The following is a 16,275-nucleotide window of genomic DNA, read 5'->3' as shown; positions in this document are numbered from 1 at the left end:
AGACAAGGGCGTTGACAGCGGAAACCTCGCAATGCCAATGTCGAAGCGCTTCGCTTCCGGCTCCGACCCGAGGGGTTGTCCCGTGGTTTCCGAGTACCTCCCCGTCGCCGATCGGCCGCTCTTCCTCGATCCGGCACAGCCGACGCGCAAGCGCATCGACGACCTGCTCGGGCGGCTGACGCTCGACGAACGGATCGCGATGCTGCACCAGTACTCACCGGCGGTCGAGCGGCTCGGCCTCGGCGCGTTCCGCACCGGCACGGAGGCGCTGCACGGCGTCGCCTGGCTGGGCACCGCGACCGTGTTCCCGCAGGCCGTCGGGCTGGGGGCGACCTGGGACGAGGAGCTCGTGCACGCCGTCGCCGAGGCCACCTCGATCGAACTGCGGGCGATGCGCCACCGGTCACCCGACATGAGCCTGCAGGCGTGGGCACCGGTGCTGAACCTGCTGCGCGACCCGCGCTGGGGCCGCAACGAGGAGGGCTACTCCGAGGACCCGGTGCACACCGCGCGGCTCGGCACGGCGTTCTGCCGCGGGCTCGCGGGCGACCACCCCCGGTTCCTGCGCGCCGCCCCGGTGCTCAAGCACTTCCTGGCCTACAACAACGAGAACGACCGCTGCGTCACGTCGTCGAGCGTGCGCCCGCGGGTGCTGCACGAGTACGACCTCGCCGCGTTCCGGCCCGTGGTCACGTCCGGTGCCGCGACCGGTGCGATGGCCGCCTACAACCTGGTCAACGGACGGCCGTGCCACGTCACCCCGCTGATCGCGACGGAGCTGCGCCGCTGGGCCGAAGCGACCGGACGCGAGCTGTTCGTGGTGAGCGACGCGGAGGCACCGTCCAACCTGGTCGACCCGGAGCACTACTTCGACGACCACGCCGAGTCGCACGCCGCCGCGCTGAAGGCGGGCATCGACAGCTTCACCGACCACGGCGTGGACAGCGCGACGCCGGTCGGCAGGCTGCGGGAGGCGTTCGACCGCGGCCTGATCGACGAGTCCGATGTGGACCGAGCGGTGCGACGGCAGCTCTCGATCAGGTTCCGGCTGGGCGAGTTCGACCCCGAGCTCGACCCGTACGCGGGCATCGGCCAGGACGCCCTCGACTGCCAGGAACACCGGGCGCTCGCACTCAAGGCGGCGACCGAGTCGGTGGTCCTGTTGCGCAACAACGGGTTGCTTCCCCTGCGCACCCCGAAGATCGCCGTGATCGGGCCGCTCGCGGACGCCGTGCTGGAGGACTGGTACAGCGGCACGCTGCCGTACGCCGTCACCGTCGCGAACGGACTCGACGCGGTGCTCGGGGAGGACGTGACCGTCGCGGACGGTGCCGACCGGGTGGCGTTGCGGTCCCGCACGAGCGGCGAACTGCTGGGCGGGACCGCGTTCGACGTCACCGACTGGGGCGACGGCGTGCTGACGTTGCGGTCCGCGGAGACCGGGCGGTACCTCAGGCTCGACGGCACGTCGCTCGTGGCGGACCAGGAGGTGATCAAGAGCTGGGAGGTGCGCGAGACGTTCCGGCTGCTGCCCGTCGAGGACTCGTTCGTGCTGCGGAACGTCCTGACGGGCCGGTACGCCGTCGCCGGGCCGGGCGGTGTCCGGGTCACCGCCGAGAGCCTCGACGCCGCCGAACGCTGGGACCGCGAGGTGCTGCGTGACGGCACCGCCGACGCCCTCGCCGCGGCACTGGCGGCCGACGTCGCGGTGGTCGTCCTGGGCAACCACCCGCTCATCCACGGCCGCGAGACCGAGGACCGCGCCGGACTCGCGTTGCCCGGCTCGCAGGACGCGCTGCTGCGCGCGGTCGCGGACGTCCGCAAGGACACCGTGCTGGTGGTGATGAGCAGCTACCCCTACGCCCTCGACTGGGCGGACGAGCACCTGCCCGCCGTCGTGTGGACGTCGCACGGCGGACAGGAGACGGGCCGGGCGCTGGCCGCCGTGCTGCTCGGTGAGGCCGAGCCCGCCGGAAGGCTGCCGCAGACCTGGTACCGCGGTGACGACGAACTGCCGGACCCGCTCGACTACGACGTGATCAAGGCGGGCTGGACCTACCAGTACCACCGGGCCGAGCCGCTCTACCCGTTCGGGCACGGCCTGTCCTACACCGGTTTCGCCTACCGCGACCTGTTCCTGTCCGCCGGCACCATCACGGCGAACAGCGCGGTGGACCTGTCGGTGACGCTGACCAACACCGGCACCCGCACCGGCAGCGAGGTCGTCCAGCTCTACGTCCGCGCGATGGACGCCCGGTACGAGGCCGCCCGGATCCGGCTCGCCGACTTCCGCAAGGTCTCGCTCGCGCCGGGCGAGATCCGGGTGCTGACCTTCCGGCTGGCGGGAGACCGGTTGGCGCACTGGGACGTCGGCACCGGCGCGTTCGCCGTCGACCCCGGCGGGTACGAGGTGCTCGTGGCCAGGTCCGCGCGGGACGTCGTGCTCACCGCCCCGATCACCGTCGCCGGACCGGTCCCCGAACCTCGTGCCGGACGTCTGCGAGCCGCCGACTTCGACGACCACGACGGCGCGACGCTCGTCGATGCCACCCGTGCCGCCGGGGACGCGGTGACCGCCGCCGACCCGGCCGTGCCGGCGACGCTGTGGTTCCGTTCGGTGGATCTCACCGGTGCCGTCCGCGTCGAGGCCGACGTCGCCGGTCCGGGTGGGCGCGTGGAGTTCCGGTGCGGCGAACTGCAGGTGGAGATTCCCGTGCCGGCCAACGAGGATCCGTACGTGTGGACCACCGGACGGACCGCGCTGACGGCACCGCTGGACGGCGTCCACGACCTCGAAGTGACGCTGCACGGCGGTGTCCGCCTCGCCGCCTTCCGGTTCACCACGGCCGACTGAAGGAGCATCCGATGCCGTTGACGGACCTGTCCCTCGACGAACTCACCGCCTACCGCCCGGACCTGGTGGCACCACAGGACTTCGACGCGTTCTGGGAGGCCACCCTGGCCGAGGCGCGCGCGTGTGGCGGCGCGGTGAGCACCGAACGGGTCCCGCACCTCCTGCGCACCGTCGAGGTCGACGACGTCCGGTTCCCCGGCTGGAACGGCGAACCGGTGGCGGCCTGGCTGCTGCGGCCACGGGGAGCGGAGGGCCCGCTGCCCGTCGTCGTCACCTACATCGGCTACACGGGCGGACGCGGCCTGCCCACCGACCACCTGCTGTGGTCCGCGGCCGGGTACGCCCAGCTCGTCGTCGACAGCCGCGGCCAGGGACACGACACCCCGGACGCGGGCGGCGGGGTCCAGTGGGCCAAGGGTTTCCTGACCCGGGGCATCGAGTCCCCCGGGACGTACTACTACCGGCGCCTGATGACCGACTGCGTCCGGGCCGTGGACGCGGTGGCCCAGCTGCCGGGACTCGACCCGGACCGCGTGGTCGCCACGGGCATCAGCCAGGGAGGCGGGCTGGCGCTCGCCGTCGCGGGACTGACGCGCGTCGCCGCGGTGATGCCGGACGTGCCGTTCCTGTGTCACTACCGCCGGGCGGCGGAGATCTGCGGCGAAGGCCCGTACCCCGAGCTCGCCGAGTACCTGCGGTGGCACAGCAGGCACGGCGTCGATCCCGCCTTCGCCACCCTCTCCTACTTCGACGGTGTGCACTTCGCGCGACGGGCGACGGCGCCGGCGTTGTTCAGCGTCGGCCTGATGGACCCGATCTGCCCACCGTCCACTGTGTACGCCGCGTACAACCGGTACGCGGGTGAGGACCGGACGATGACCGTGTGGCAGTTCGCCGACCACGGCGGCGGGCACGGCTCCAACCCGGTCGCGCAGCTGGAGTGGTTGCGCGACCGGGGGCTCGGCGCCTAGTGGTGTGGCCCGGAACGTTGCCGGGGGAATTCGCGGTCAGACGGGTGCATCGTGGTGTCGCCCCCGCGTCCTCGTACTGGTTGTACGGGGCGTGGGGGCGGTGCCGCGAGGCGCCCTGCTGGGCGCGGATTCGCCGCCGACGTTCTGAGTCACGCCACTAGCTCAAGGAGACGGAGTAGCTGTTGGTCGTGAAGTTCAGGCCGCCGCTGGACGAGGTGATCTCGTAGCCGAACTGGACCGCGCCCACCGTGACGTCACCGAACCAGCCGCGGGCGCGGATCCAGTTCATCACCGCCTTGACGTCGACGGTGCCGGAGCCGGTGTTCGAGGTGCGCACGAACGAGAACACCGCGTTCGAGCCGTTCGAGCCGCGGTAGACGTTCCAGCTGTGGCCGCCCACCGTCGCGGACGCCTGCCACGAACCGATCGGGCCGACGGCGCCGACCTTGTTCATCCACAGCATGACCTCGTAGGCGTTGTTGTCCGCCCAGATGTCGTACGCGGTGGTGTACGCGCCGGCGTTGGGGTACGAGACGTTGAAGCTGCTCCGCAGGTTGCCGATCGAGCTGAGCCTGCGGTTCACCATCTTCTCGGAGTGGGGATACGACTTCACCCCGCCGGTGTTGGGCTGGTTGGACCACACACCCCAGTTGCTGTAGGAGTTGGCCCAGATCGACTGCGGCCCGGCACCGCCGCCCCAGATGTTGTTGCGGACCGTGTAACCGCCGTTCGACCACGTTCCCCACCGGTCGGAGGAATTCCAGGCCGCCGCCAGGGCACTGCCCGAGCCGAGTGGAACCACGAGTGCGGTCACCACCGCGACAATCAGCGCACGTGTCACCTTGTTCATCGCACACCTTCCTGCGAAATCATTCGACACCATTCGTCACCCGGAGCCTGGGCTCCGGGGATTTCGAGCCGGTCCGGCTGGCGAGCTTCGGCGGGAGCAACGTCAGCGCCGGCGGCTGGTGGCCCTTGAGCTTGGCCATCAGCAGGTCGACGGCCCACCGGCCCAGCACCTCGACCGGCAGCTGGACCGAGGTGAGCCGGAGTCGTTCGGCGAGTTCGTCCGGGCAGATCGCGACCACGGCGACGTCGTCGGGCACGCGCCTGCCCTCGGCGCGCAGGCAGTCGACCACCTGGCCGAGCACCGCCTCGTTCTGCACGACCAGCGCCGACATCCGCGGCAGTTCGCGCAGCAGCGAGGTGACCACGGCGAGCACCCAGTCGTGCCCGTGCTCGCCCGGTACGGCGGTCGACGTGACGCCCCGGCGCATGGCCGCGGCGCTGAACCCCGCGAGGGTCCGTTGCGCGAAACCGGTGTTGCGCTCGTAGACGACGCTCGGGGCGCCGAGGAAGCCGATGTTGCGGTGCCCCAGGTCCGCGAGGTGGTCGACGCAGCGCGCCCCGGCCGCCTCGAAGTCCAGGTCGATGCAGGTCAGGCCCTTCACGGCCGCGGGATGGCCGAGGAGTACGGAGGGAAGTCCGAGCTGACGCAGGACCGGCACCCGTTCGTCGTCGAGCTCCACGTCCATCACCAGGAACCCGTCCACCCTGCCGCTCTCCGCCAGCGCGCGCAGCCCTGCCGCGCCCTGGTCCGCGGTCACCAGCAGGACGTCCATGTCGTGCCCGCGGGACGAGGTGACCACCGAGGTCACGAACCGCATGGCGACCGGCAGGTGCACGCCCTCCCTGAGCGGCAGCACCAGCGCCAGCACGTTCGTTCTGGCACGCGCCGCCGACAGGCCCGCGTGCGGGCGGTATCCGAGCAGCTGAATGCTTTCCCGCACTCTTACGCGGGTGTCCGCGGAAACAGGGCGTTTTCCCGTCAACACGTACGAAACCGTGCTGGGAGCAACACCCGCATGTTTTGCCACGTCCACGATGGTGACCACGCCGACACCTCCGGACCGCAACGAATCGAAGCGCTTCGATCGTGATTTCAGAATGTGGCACGCGTGAAACTCGCTCGTCAAGGAATCACTTCGCGTTCGATGATTTCGACGCTTACCACGTCGATGTCCGCGACGCGTTCGACCTTCGGGACACCGCGCGGCACTACGATGATCGCCACCAGCGGACGAGCAGGAGACGGGCATGATCACGATCAAGGAGGTCGCCCGTCACGCCGGGGTGTCGATCAGCACCGTCTCCTACGTGCTCAGCGGGAAGCGCAGCATCTCCGAGGAGACCAAGCGCCGGGTCGAGCAGAGCATCGCGGCCCTGGGGTACCACCCGAACGCCGGTGCGCGCGCCCTTGCCTCGAACCGGTCGCGGGTGCTCGGCCTCGTCGTACCGCTGTGGGCCGACCAGAACGTGCCCGTCGTCATGCAGTTCGTCTCGTCGATCGTGACGTCGGCTCGCGACCACGACTACGACGTGCTGCTGCTGACCAAGGAGGCGGGGCCGGGCGAGGCCCACCGCGTCACCGCCGGATCGATGGCGGACGCGATCATCGTGATGGACGTGGAGAGCGCCGATCCGCGCGTGCCCGAACTGCGCACCGTCGACGCGCCGGTGGTCCTGCTGGGCGTGCCCGACGACCACGAGGGCCTGAGCTGCGTCGACCTCGACTTCGCCGCCGCGGGCAGACGGATGGTGGGACACCTGGCCGATCTCGGGCACCGGTCGATCGCGCTGATCGGCTCACCCCCCGCCGTGTACGAACGCGGCACCAGCTACGCCGCGCGCCTGCTGGCCGGGTTCCAGCACGAGACCACGAGGAGGAACCTGCCGGTCTCGGTGCACTCGTGCGCTCCCGGCTACGACTCGGTCTCCGCCTGCCTGGACGCGGTGCTGCACCAGGACCGCGGGATCACCGGCCTGGTCGTGCACAACGAGGCCGTCCTGGGGCAGCTGCTGCTCGAGCTGCGGCGCCGTTCGCTGGACGTGCCGCGCGACCTGTCCGTGATCGCGTTGTGCCCCGACGACGTGGCGCAGAGCCTGCCCGTGCCGCTCACGTCGATCTCCGTGCCGGCCAGGGAACTGGGCGCGATCGCCGTCCAGATGGTGGTCACCCGCCTCACCCAGGACCACGCGCCGGAGGTCCGCCTGCTCCAGCCCAGGCTCACCGACCGGGGCAGCACAGCAGGTCGCTGAAACGATCCTTCCTCGTCGTTCGACGGAATTCGACTCGAACGGCGTCGAAAGAGGCGGTAGTTGCATTTTCACCGAACGCCTTCCGCATCCGGCGGAACGGTCGTAGCCTGCGCAAGATCAGCCGTTCGGCGGAACCTCCCTTGGTTCGATCGCCGACATGCCTTGCCGCAGAGGAACGATGAGACGACTGCTGGGTGTTCTGAGACCGACCTCCTTCCGATGGCTCCTGGTCGCCGCCGTGCTGGCGGCGAGCGCGGCCACCGCCTGCGGGGGCGACGGTGAGCCGCAGGCATCACCAGCTCCGACGACGCCGCCGTGGGTCCCGTCGATCATCGAACCGCCGCAGAAGTCGGCGTTGACCGTGCAACAGGTCCTCGACGTGCGCACGATGAAGCTTTCCGACGGCGTCGAGGTCAAGGTCAAGGGACTCGCGGCGCCGGACGCGTGCTGGACCGACGCCGCCACCACGTTCGCGAGGTCCATGCTGCTGGAGAAGCCGGTGGAACCGAGCCCGGACGGCGCGGCGGAGGTGTCGCTGCGGCTCGCGGACGGCACCGATTACGGGCTGCTCGCCGTCGAGCTCGGCATGGTGCGCAACGAGGCCGCCGGCGACCGCGCGATGCAGGAGGCGGAGACCACCGCCTCCGCGAAGCACCTCGGCCGCTGGGGGCCGCCCTGCGTGAAGCCGAGCACCACTCCACCTCCTCCGGCGGCGACCACCACCGCGGCGCCGATACCCGTGGCCGGGTGCTCGGTCGCCTACAGCGTCACGCACACTTGGCCCGGCGGGTTCCGCACGGATGTCACGATCCGCAACACCGGCAACACCGCGGTCAACGGGTGGTCGTTGCAGTGGAGGTTCGCCAACGGGCAGAAGGTGACGGAGATGTGGAACGCGACGCCGAAGCAGTCAGGCGCGGACGTCTCCGCCACGGCCGTCTCCTACAACCAGGCCATCCCCGCGGGCGAGTCGTTGCTGATGGGCTTCACGGGGTCGAGCGGGTCCGCCAACACCGCGCCGAAAGCCTTCAGCCTCAACGGACTCGCCTGCGCGGTGGCGTGACCAGAACGGACGTCGTCACTCCCGGCACTTCCTGCCGTTGTTCACGCAGTCGACGAGCCTGTTCATGATCTGCTGCGACATGACGTTGGCGAAGTCGTCGTGGTCGGAGAACGGGTTGTGCTCCTCCTCCGGGAACGAGTCGACCGCGTACCGGCCGGCCTTCTGGACGTCGAGCGGGATGTCGTAGGTCAGAGAGATCCGCAGTTGAGGAACGGCCTTGAAACCGTTCTGGCACTTGCCGTTCTGGTCCGGGAACACGATGTGGTCGCGGTGGTTCTTCGAGTCCGTGTTCTTGCCGTCCCAGCAGCTCGGGAAGTCGTGGATCCGCTTGACCTTCGAGCCCTGCGGGCAGACCGGGTACTTGTTGATCAGCACCTTGTCCTCGAAACCGGTGCAGGTCCACGAGTCCCGGGCGTTCTTGGTGCCGTTGGTCGAGACCTTGGCGTCGCCGTAGAGCACCCGCAGGAACTTCGGCATCGCCACGACCTCGCCCACGGGCGAACCGCGGAAGGTCAGGTCGACGACGGCGGGGCGCTGGATGTCGCCCTCGTTGCCCGGGAGCTCGTTCTCACCGCCACCTCCCCCGCCTCCGAGGGTGCACGGAGCCAGCTTCTCCAGCCCCTGCGGCCGGGGTGCGTTGCGGCCGATCGCGATGGCCATCCGGTCGATGGTGGCGACCCGCTTGTCCTTCAACGGGCCGACGATCGCGTTCTGCGCGAAGTTCTCGTCGCCGGGGTTCTCGTTCTTCGCCAAGCGCTTGTTCGCCTCGTCGATCTGGGTCTTGAGCAACGCCAGGTTGCGGTCGACCTCGGCCCTCGCCTGGTCCGGCACCCGGGGCAGCTTGCTCGCGACGTCGGGGCAGCTGACCGTCTTCGCCCCGGCCTCCTCCTCGTCGTTGATGCGCACGACCGGCCAGAAGTAGGCGGACTTGTCGCCGTTGCGGCACGTGGTGCCGGCCTGCTCCAGCGACCTGTCGTTCGAGTCGGCGTCGGTGGAGAGGTTGCCGACGTAGTCGTGCAGGTGCTGGGCGCCGTTGCGGACACCGGGCTGCGCGATGAAGTTGTCCGGGTTGAAGTGCCCGTTCTCGTTGCGCCCGCAGTCCACTGTGAACGTGCCGGTCGTCGCACCCTTCTGGGGTCTGGCGACGGTGACGTTCGCCTTGACCTTGGTGATGTCGACGAACTGGGACTTGTCCGCGCCATCGGCGAGCGCGGACACCTCACCACCTGTGGTGGTCGCGACGGCCAGCGCGCCGAGCGCGGTCAGGCCGAGCAGACCCGCGGTGATCTTCACCGCGAGAGAACGTCCTTTGTAGAGGCTCATGTCCCGGGTTACGTGCGAGAAGACTCACCGGCTCATTTCGACTCGGTTCGAGTCGAACAGCCGTCGAAAGCACCGGTACAGGAGCTGTTCGTCCACGGTTCACACCCCACGTCCGTTCGGTCCTAAACGGACTCATTGGCCCTGATGTTGCTCCGAACGGACTTGTCCCAGACGTACCGTGGCGACGTAGGGTGATCGAATCACGCGATCTTCCAGCGGATTCGCAGGAGAGTCCGGGGAAGTTGTCGCCGCGTGTGACCGGGCGCGTACGAGGAGAAGTATCAGGATGAACATCGAAACGGCCTTGAAAGAGGCAATGAACATCACCGGCGCCGTGGGTGCCGCACTCGTCGACTACGACAGCGGGATGTCGCTCGGCACCATCGGTGGTGGCGACTGGCTCAACCTGGAGGTGGCCGCGGCCGGCAACACCGAGGTCGTGCGGTCCAAGCAGCGCGTGATCTCGGCTCTCAAGCTGAACGACGAGATCGAGGACATCCTGATCACCCTCAAGCGCCAGTACCACCTGATCCGCCTGCTGACGCCCAGCGCGCGCGGCGAGTCGAAGCTGTTCCTCTACCTCGTGCTGGACCGGGAACGGGCCAACCTCGCGCTGGCGAGGCACAGCCTCAAGGCCATCGAAGCCGATCTGACGGTGTGACCTGGATGGCCGAGTTCTCCCTCCACGCGGCACCGGCACCGGACGCGCTGCCGTTGCGCCGGCGCGGTTCGACGCTGCCGGACACCACACCCTCGACGACACGGCCTGCCGAAGGCGCCAACGCGAGAACGATGTCCGAAGCGCTGCGCGAGATCCACGACGACATCGACTCGGTGTCGATCAACGGTGTCCTCGTCGCGACGCGGGACGGCCTGGTGCTGTGCGGTGTCACGCGCGGTGTCGAGGACGACGGCGTCGCGGCGATGGCCGCGGCGGCAGCGGGCCTCGCGACCCAGTTCACCACGCAGGCCAGGGTCGGCAGTCCGCGCGCGGTGTTCTTCGAGGGCGACTCCGGACAAGTGGGCGTGTTCGGGGTCGACGACGACACCTTGCTGGTGGTGCTCGGTGAGCGCGACACCACCATGGGCATGTTCAACGTGGTCGCCAAGCAGACGCTGGCGATGCTGCAGAAGGCGGTCGCCGCCCGGCGGTGAGACACCGGTCCGCGTCACCGGCCGAAAGCCGTGACGCGGACCCGTTCACCCTGCGGCGCGAGGACAACTGGTTCACCCGCACGCGGTCAGGGGAGGTGGCCCCGCGCCCGGGGCCACCTCCATCGGACGGTCAGTTTCACCCACCGCCGTAGGTGAAGCTGCCGAAGTCGGCCCACGACGTGCTCGGCGCACCGTCACTGGTCGCGTACAGTCCGATGTGGACACCGGTGAAGCCACCCGCCGCCTGCGTGCTCAACACGCGTCCGTCGAACGGTTCCCCCAGCGGCGACCAGTCCTGCTCCCCCGAGGCGACCAGTGCCCGGTGTTCCTGCCCGGTCGCCTCGAAGCGCAGCCGCACCACGCCCTCCCCCACCGTCGTCCGGGCCAGCAGGTCCTCGCGTCCGGCGGCGCGGCGCACCAGGGTGACCTCGCGGCCGACGCCCAGCAGGAGCCGGACGTGGTTGTCGTTGTTCTGCAGCAACACCAGTCCCGCCGCCTCGGTCGGTCCCGCCGGCGTGAAGTCGAGCTCGCACGAGGCGTGGAAGTCCTGGTGTTGCTGGCGCCGCAGGACGGCACTCGGCGTGACCTGCCCGGTGATCGACTCCGGGCGCAGCAGGAGCCGGAGGTGGCCGGGGCGGTCCGTCACCGACCAGAACACCTCGTCCGGTGTGCGCAGGAACATCCAGGCGGGGTCGAACGCGTCGAACTCGTCGGTCGGCCCGGCTTCGGGCCACGGCTGCGGCACCAGGTCGGGAACGTCGTACCCGGCTTCGACGCGGCCGGTGCCGGGACTGAACACCGGGCCACCTGCCTCCCACGACACCGGAACCAGGAACGTCTCGCGGCCCAGGTTGTAGACGTAGCCGCCGTACGGCCTGGTCGCGAGCAGCACGGCGTACCACTGACCCCGTTGCGTGCGCACGAGGTCCGCGTGCCCGGTCGCCGCGATCGGGTGGTCACGGCCCAGGTGACGATGGGTCAGCACGGGGTTGAGCGGCGAACCCCGGTACGGGCCGGTGATCTCGTCCGCCACCGCGACGACCACCGAGTGCTCGAAATCGGTCCCGCCCTCCGCGCACAGCAGCACGAAGCGTCCGTCCACTTCGTACAGATGCGGTGCTTCGAGCCACACCGACTCGTGCGAGGTGCCGCTCCACAGCACGTGCTCGTCCCCGACCAGCTCCAACTGGACCGGGTCGAACTCCCGCAGGTACACCTCGGTCCGGCCGGGCGGGCCGCCGGGCACCTCGCGGGTCGCCGTCCACCACGCCCTGCCGTCGTCGCCGAAGAACAGCGACGGGTCGAACCCGTCCGCCTCCGGCAGCCACACCGGTTCCGACCACTCGCCCGCCGGATCCGTCGCGATCACCACGAAGTTGCCGCTCTTCTCCGTGCCGTCGACCAGCGTGCACACGACGTAGAACACACCGTCGTGGTGCCGGATCGTCGGCGCGTACAGACCGCCGGACGCGCGCACTCCCCGCAACGGCAGCTGCGACGGCCGGTCCAGCACGTGGCCGAGCAACCTCCAGTGCACCAGGTCCTTGCTGTGGTGGATCGGCAGGCCTGGGAAGTACTCGAACGTCGAGGTGACGAGGTAGTAGTTCGATCCCGCCCGGCACACCGACGGATCGGGGTGCGAGCCGGGCAGGACCGGGTTCTCGTACTGGGCCACGGTGGCGCTCCCGCTACGGGTTGAGCCGGGTGTACGCGGGCTTCGGCCGCAGGTTCTCGTCGAACAGGCAGGCGGCGCCCTCACCGGGGAACACGTCGGGCACCCACGAGTGCCGGTCGGTGAAGCCCCACGTGGTGAACTCGACGCACCGCCGCACGGCGTGGCACGCGTCCCAGACCTGCTCGAAGTAGTCGGCCTGGCTGACCAGCTTCTCCGGCGTGACCGGCAACGGGATGCGCACGTCGGCCTCGGTGATCGCGACGTCCAGGCCGAGTGCGGCGAACCGCGCGATGTTCTCCTTCATGCCCGACGGGAACCCGTACATCAGCGACAGGTGGCCCTGGATGCCGACGCCGTGGATCGGCACCCCCTGCCGCTTCAACGACTTCACGAGTTCGTACGTCGCGTCGCTCTTGGGGTTGAGCCCCTCGATGTTGTAGTCGTTGATGTAGAGCTTGGCCTTCGGGTCTGCCTGATGGGCCCAGCGGAACGCGTCGGCGATGTAGCGGTCGCCGAGCTTCTCCTGGAACACCGTCTGCCGGCGCGTGCCGTCCTCGTTGAACGCCTCGTTGACGACGTCCCACGCGCGGATCTTGCCGCGGTACCGGCCTGCCTCGGTCCTGATGTGGTCCTTGACGACACCGCGCAGTTCGGCCGCCTCCAGCCCGGCGACCCAGTCGGGCAACTGGCTGTGCCACACGAGCGTGTGGCCCCGCACGGTCTTGCCGGTCCGGCGGGCGTAATCGACGATGGCGTCCGCGCCGGACCAGTCGTACTGGCCGCGCACCGCCTCGACGACGCCCCACTTCATCTCGTTCTCGGGCGTGACGCTGTCGAACTCCCGCGTCAGCACCTTCTTGTAGTCCGCCTCGGCGTTCAGGTGCTGGACGGCCACCGCGCTGCCCACGTACCTGTTCGTGTTGTGCTTCAACGGTCCCGCGGCCGAGGCGGGTGCCGCCTGCGCGAGCATGACCAGTACTGCCGCACCAACTGCTAATCGGGTTCGCACGATCATCCCTTCACTGAGCCGGTCAGACCGCCGACCATGCGGCGTTCGGCGAGGACGAAGAACGTGAGCGCGGGGATCATGGACAGCGCGGTGAAGGCGAGCACCTTCGCGGTGTCCTGGGTGTGCTCGGACTGGAACATCGCCACGCCGAGCGGGAGCGTGAAGTTCGTGGAGTCGTTGAACACCAGCAACGGCAACAGGTAGAAGTTCCAGCTGGTGACGAACGCGAGCACCGACACCGTGATCAGCGCCGGACGCGAGAGCGGCAGCAGGATCCGCCAGAAGAAGCCGAGCTTCGCCGCGCCGTCGAGCAACGCGGCGTCCTCCAGCTCACCGGGGATGGCGTGCATGAACGGCCGCAGGATCACGATCGTGACCGGCAGCGAGAACGCCGCCTCGGGAATCGCGACGCCGAGCGGGTTCTCCAACAGCCCCAGCTGACGCAGCCACAGGTACAGCGGCAGCGTCGCCACGCCGAGCGGGAACAGCAGGCCGAGCGTGAACAACGTGTAGAACGCCTCACGGCCCTTGAAGGCGTACCGGGACAACGCGAACGCCGCCATCGACCCGAGCACGACCGCGAGAGTCGTCGCGATCACGGCGATCAGCGCGCTGTTGCCGAGCAGCCGCCAGAACTGCGGAGACGTCACCACCTCGGCGTAGTTGTCCCACACGAACGGTCCGGGCAGGCCGGCCGGCGCCGTGTTGATCTGCGCCGTGGTGCGGAACCCGCCCAGGATCACGAACAGCAGCGGTACCACCGTCATGCCGATGACGGCGAACGCGGCGAGATAGCCGATCATGTTGCGACGTGCCATCTCAGCGCACTCCCGTCATCGCGCCGGCGGTGTCACGGCGCAACGCGAACCGCTGGTAGAACAACGCGAACACGAAGCAGATGATGAAGAGGATCACCGCGACCGCGCTGCCGAAGCCGAACTCGTACCGCTTGAAGCCGTGGTCGACCAGGTAGGTCGCCATGGTCGAGGACGCGTTGGCGGGACCGCCGAGCGTCATGATCCAGACCAGGTCGAAGAGCTGCAGCGACCCGATCACCGACAGGAACACCCAGATCCTGATCGTCGGCCCCAGCAACGGGAGCACGACGTGCCGGGTGGTCTGCCAGGCGCTCGCGCCGTCCAGTGCGGCGGCTTCCCGCAGCTCGGGCGGAACACCCTGCAGGCCGGCCAGCAGGAGGATCACGCCGAACCCGATGTACTTCCACGTGATCACCACGAAGAGCGTGTAGAGCACGATCGACGGGTCGGCGAGCCACAGCTGCACCAGTCCGCCGAGGCCGACCGCGCGCAGGATCTCGTCGATGAACCCGCCCGGCTGCAACATGAGCAACCAGATGACCGCGGTCACGGCCTCCGACAGCACGTACGGCGCGAAGACCACCATCCGCAGGATCGTCCGGCCGCGCAGTTTCCGGTTGAGCAGCAACGCGAGGCCGATGCTCAACGGCAGCTGCACGACGACGGACAGCGTGGCGATGATCAGGTTGTGCCCGATGGCGCCCTGGAAGACGTCACCGGAGAAGGCGTCGACGTAGTTGTCGAGCCCGACGAAGTCCGTGAGCGGGCCGAAGCCGTTCCACGAGAAGAGGCTGTAGTACGCCGCGACACCGATCGGCACCAGCACGAACCCGGTGAACAGGAGCAGTGCCGGGATCAGCAGGAGCGCGAGCTCGAGGCGGGTGCGGACTCTGGACCGCCGCCGGGTGCCCCCGGCCGCTGGCGCGTGCGGCACGGGGGCGGTCGGCGGCCGCGTGGTGATCGCGGCACTCATCATTTGTTCCCGGCAGCCGCTTCACTCACCGACTTGACGATGGTGTCGGGCCCGCCCTGCCCCGCGAAGAAGTTCGCGATGGCGTCGTTGAGGGCCTGACCGACCTTCGTCGGGAACGCGGTGTCGAAGTAGAGCTGCACGTGCGACGCCTTGCCCATGACATCGGCGATCGCCTTGTGCGGTTCGCTCTTCAGCGCGGCCACACCGGCAGGGGTCACCGGCAGACCGGAGTTGGTCTCGGCGAGGATCTTCTGCACGTCGTCGCCGACCAGGTGGCCGAGGAACTCCGCGCACGCCTTGGCAGCGCGGGTGGTGCAGGAGAACCCGTCACCGCCGCCGACCATCACGCTCGGATCGCCCTGTCCGCCCGGCACGGTCGGGAACGGGAACCAGCCGATCTTCGAGCCGAGTTCCTTGTCCTCGGTGAGCGCCTGCATCACGTCGGGGTTCCAGTCGCCCTGCAACTCCATGGCGGCCTTGCCGTTGGCCACCAGGCCCGCCGAGCTGCCCGCCCCCTGCTGAGCGGGCGTCCCGACGAACCCGTCCTGGAACGGTTTCGTGTCCAGGAAACTCTTGAGGTTCTCGCCCGCCTTGAGGAAGCACGGGTCCGTGAGCTCGGTCTTCTCGACCGCCTTCTTCAGCGTGTCGACCGAGCACTGGCGCACCGCGAAGTACGCCCAGTAGAAGGCGTCCGGCCAGCGGTCCTTGCCGCCGATCGCGATCGGCGTGACGCCCGCGGTCTTCAGCTTCGCGACGGCGGCGTTGAGATCGTCCATGGTGGCCGGCGGCGTGGTGATGCCCGCGGAGGCGAAGACGTCCTTGCGGTACCAGAACCCGACCGCGTGCATCAGGTACGGCGCGCCGTACTGCTTGCCGCCGACCTTCCAGCCGTCGGCGTTCTTGGCCAGCGGGCCGATCCAGCCCGACGAGGCCTGCGTGATGTCCGCGATCTTGCCGGACTTCAGCTGGTCGGCGAGCGCACCGCCGCCCCACTGCTGGAAGAGGTCGGGCGGGGTGTTGCCCTGCAGGGCGAGCGGCACCTTGGTCTGGAACTGCTCGTTCTGCAGCGGTTCGATCGTGAACGAGGTGTTCGGGTGGGTCTTGTGGAAGTCGTCGGCGATCTGCTGCCACTTCGACTTCATCGGTTCGGTGGTGCGGTTGTGCCACCAGGTGAGCGTGACGGGGCCTTCCGTGGAGGCGTCACCGCCGCCACCACCGCACCCGGCCAGCACGAACGCCGCGGCGGCGAAGAGGGCAAGGGGCTTTCTGGAACGCATTGGGGGTCCACTCCTGACGACGTCGGCCGGTTGGACTGCCTGTGTTGGGGCCAGAGAC

At 69.2% G+C, this 16,275-nt stretch carries 14 protein-coding genes; 6 read left to right on the top strand and 8 right to left on the bottom strand.

Going from position 1 to position 16,275, the window contains the following annotated elements; all coding sequences use genetic code 11:
* The first annotated feature begins 82 nt into the window (after positions 1-82).
* Positions 83-2,854 (top strand): glycoside hydrolase family 3 C-terminal domain-containing protein, encoded by a 2,772-nt coding sequence (locus PV646_RS29910; RefSeq protein ID WP_500345624.1) that lies wholly within the window; start codon positions 83-85, stop codon positions 2,852-2,854.
* Positions 2,855-2,865: 11 nt separating this feature from the next.
* Positions 2,866-3,825: an acetylxylan esterase gene (locus tag PV646_RS29905; RefSeq protein WP_500345623.1), complete on the top strand. Its 960-nt coding sequence runs from the start codon at positions 2,866-2,868 to the stop codon at positions 3,823-3,825.
* 157 nt (positions 3,826-3,982) lie between these two features.
* Here the strand turns inward: PV646_RS29905 and PV646_RS29900 are convergent, their stop codons facing one another.
* Both PV646_RS29900 and PV646_RS29895 read right to left on the bottom strand, forming a co-directional pair.
* Positions 3,983-4,675, bottom strand: a complete 693-nt coding sequence (locus tag PV646_RS29900; protein WP_500345622.1) for a glycoside hydrolase family 12 protein — start codon at positions 4,673-4,675, stop codon at positions 3,983-3,985.
* A 19-nt stretch (positions 4,676-4,694) separates the two neighbouring features.
* On the bottom strand, positions 4,695-5,702 hold the full coding sequence (locus tag PV646_RS29895; protein ID WP_500345867.1) for a LacI family DNA-binding transcriptional regulator: 1,008 nt from the start codon (positions 5,700-5,702) through the stop codon (positions 4,695-4,697).
* 220 nt (positions 5,703-5,922) lie between these two features.
* On the opposite strand from PV646_RS29895, the gene PV646_RS29890 reads away from it, so the two are divergent.
* Complete coding sequence (locus PV646_RS29890; protein WP_500345621.1) at positions 5,923-6,924, top strand: LacI family DNA-binding transcriptional regulator; 1,002 nt, start codon at positions 5,923-5,925, stop codon at positions 6,922-6,924.
* 178 nt (positions 6,925-7,102) lie between these two features.
* A complete protein-coding gene (locus tag PV646_RS29885; RefSeq protein WP_500345620.1) occupies positions 7,103-7,987 on the top strand; it encodes a cellulose binding domain-containing protein in 885 nt (294 codons plus the stop codon).
* A gap of 15 nt (positions 7,988-8,002) precedes the next feature.
* On the opposite strand, the gene PV646_RS29880 is transcribed toward PV646_RS29885, so the two are convergent.
* Complete coding sequence (locus PV646_RS29880) at positions 8,003-9,310, bottom strand: DUF1996 domain-containing protein (protein ID WP_500345619.1); 1,308 nt, start codon at positions 9,308-9,310, stop codon at positions 8,003-8,005.
* A 286-nt stretch (positions 9,311-9,596) separates the two neighbouring features.
* On the opposite strand from PV646_RS29880, the gene PV646_RS29875 reads away from it, so the two are divergent.
* Together PV646_RS29875 and PV646_RS29870 are read left to right on the top strand one after the other, a co-directional pair.
* Positions 9,597-9,971, top strand: a complete 375-nt coding sequence (locus PV646_RS29875) for a hypothetical protein (RefSeq protein WP_500345618.1) — start codon at positions 9,597-9,599, stop codon at positions 9,969-9,971.
* Between the two features lie 5 nt (positions 9,972-9,976).
* Positions 9,977-10,465 (top strand): roadblock/LC7 domain-containing protein, encoded by a 489-nt coding sequence (locus tag PV646_RS29870; RefSeq protein ID WP_500345617.1) that lies wholly within the window; start codon positions 9,977-9,979, stop codon positions 10,463-10,465.
* A gap of 136 nt (positions 10,466-10,601) precedes the next feature.
* Here the strand turns inward: PV646_RS29870 and PV646_RS29865 are convergent, their stop codons facing one another.
* Genes PV646_RS29865 through PV646_RS29845 form a run of 5 tightly spaced genes read right to left on the bottom strand, consistent with a single transcriptional unit; the run spans position 10,602 to position 16,217 of the window.
* Positions 10,602-12,140, bottom strand: coding sequence for a glycoside hydrolase family 43 protein (locus PV646_RS29865; protein WP_500345616.1), 1,539 nt, complete (start codon positions 12,138-12,140; stop codon positions 10,602-10,604).
* Positions 12,141-12,153: 13 nt separating this feature from the next.
* On the bottom strand, positions 12,154-13,155 hold the full coding sequence (locus PV646_RS29860) for an endo-1,4-beta-xylanase (RefSeq protein ID WP_500345615.1): 1,002 nt from the start codon (positions 13,153-13,155) through the stop codon (positions 12,154-12,156).
* Positions 13,152-13,967: a carbohydrate ABC transporter permease gene (locus PV646_RS29855; protein ID WP_500345614.1), complete on the bottom strand. Its 816-nt coding sequence runs from the start codon at positions 13,965-13,967 to the stop codon at positions 13,152-13,154. Before PV646_RS29855 ends, PV646_RS29860 begins: the two co-directional genes overlap by 4 nt.
* Before the next feature lies 1 nt (position 13,968).
* Positions 13,969-14,940, bottom strand: a complete 972-nt coding sequence (locus PV646_RS29850; protein WP_500345613.1) for a carbohydrate ABC transporter permease — start codon at positions 14,938-14,940, stop codon at positions 13,969-13,971.
* Positions 14,940-16,217: an extracellular solute-binding protein gene (locus PV646_RS29845; protein ID WP_500345612.1), complete on the bottom strand. Its 1,278-nt coding sequence runs from the start codon at positions 16,215-16,217 to the stop codon at positions 14,940-14,942. The genes PV646_RS29850 and PV646_RS29845 overlap by 1 nt, the downstream gene beginning before the upstream one ends.
* Positions 16,218-16,275: the final 58 nt, after the last annotated feature.

Source organism: Streptomyces sp. ID05-26A, assembly GCF_033794685.1.
In the GTDB taxonomy this organism is placed as follows: domain Bacteria; phylum Actinomycetota; class Actinomycetes; order Mycobacteriales; family Pseudonocardiaceae; genus Lentzea.
This window is presented reverse-complemented; position numbering and strand designations above follow the sequence as displayed.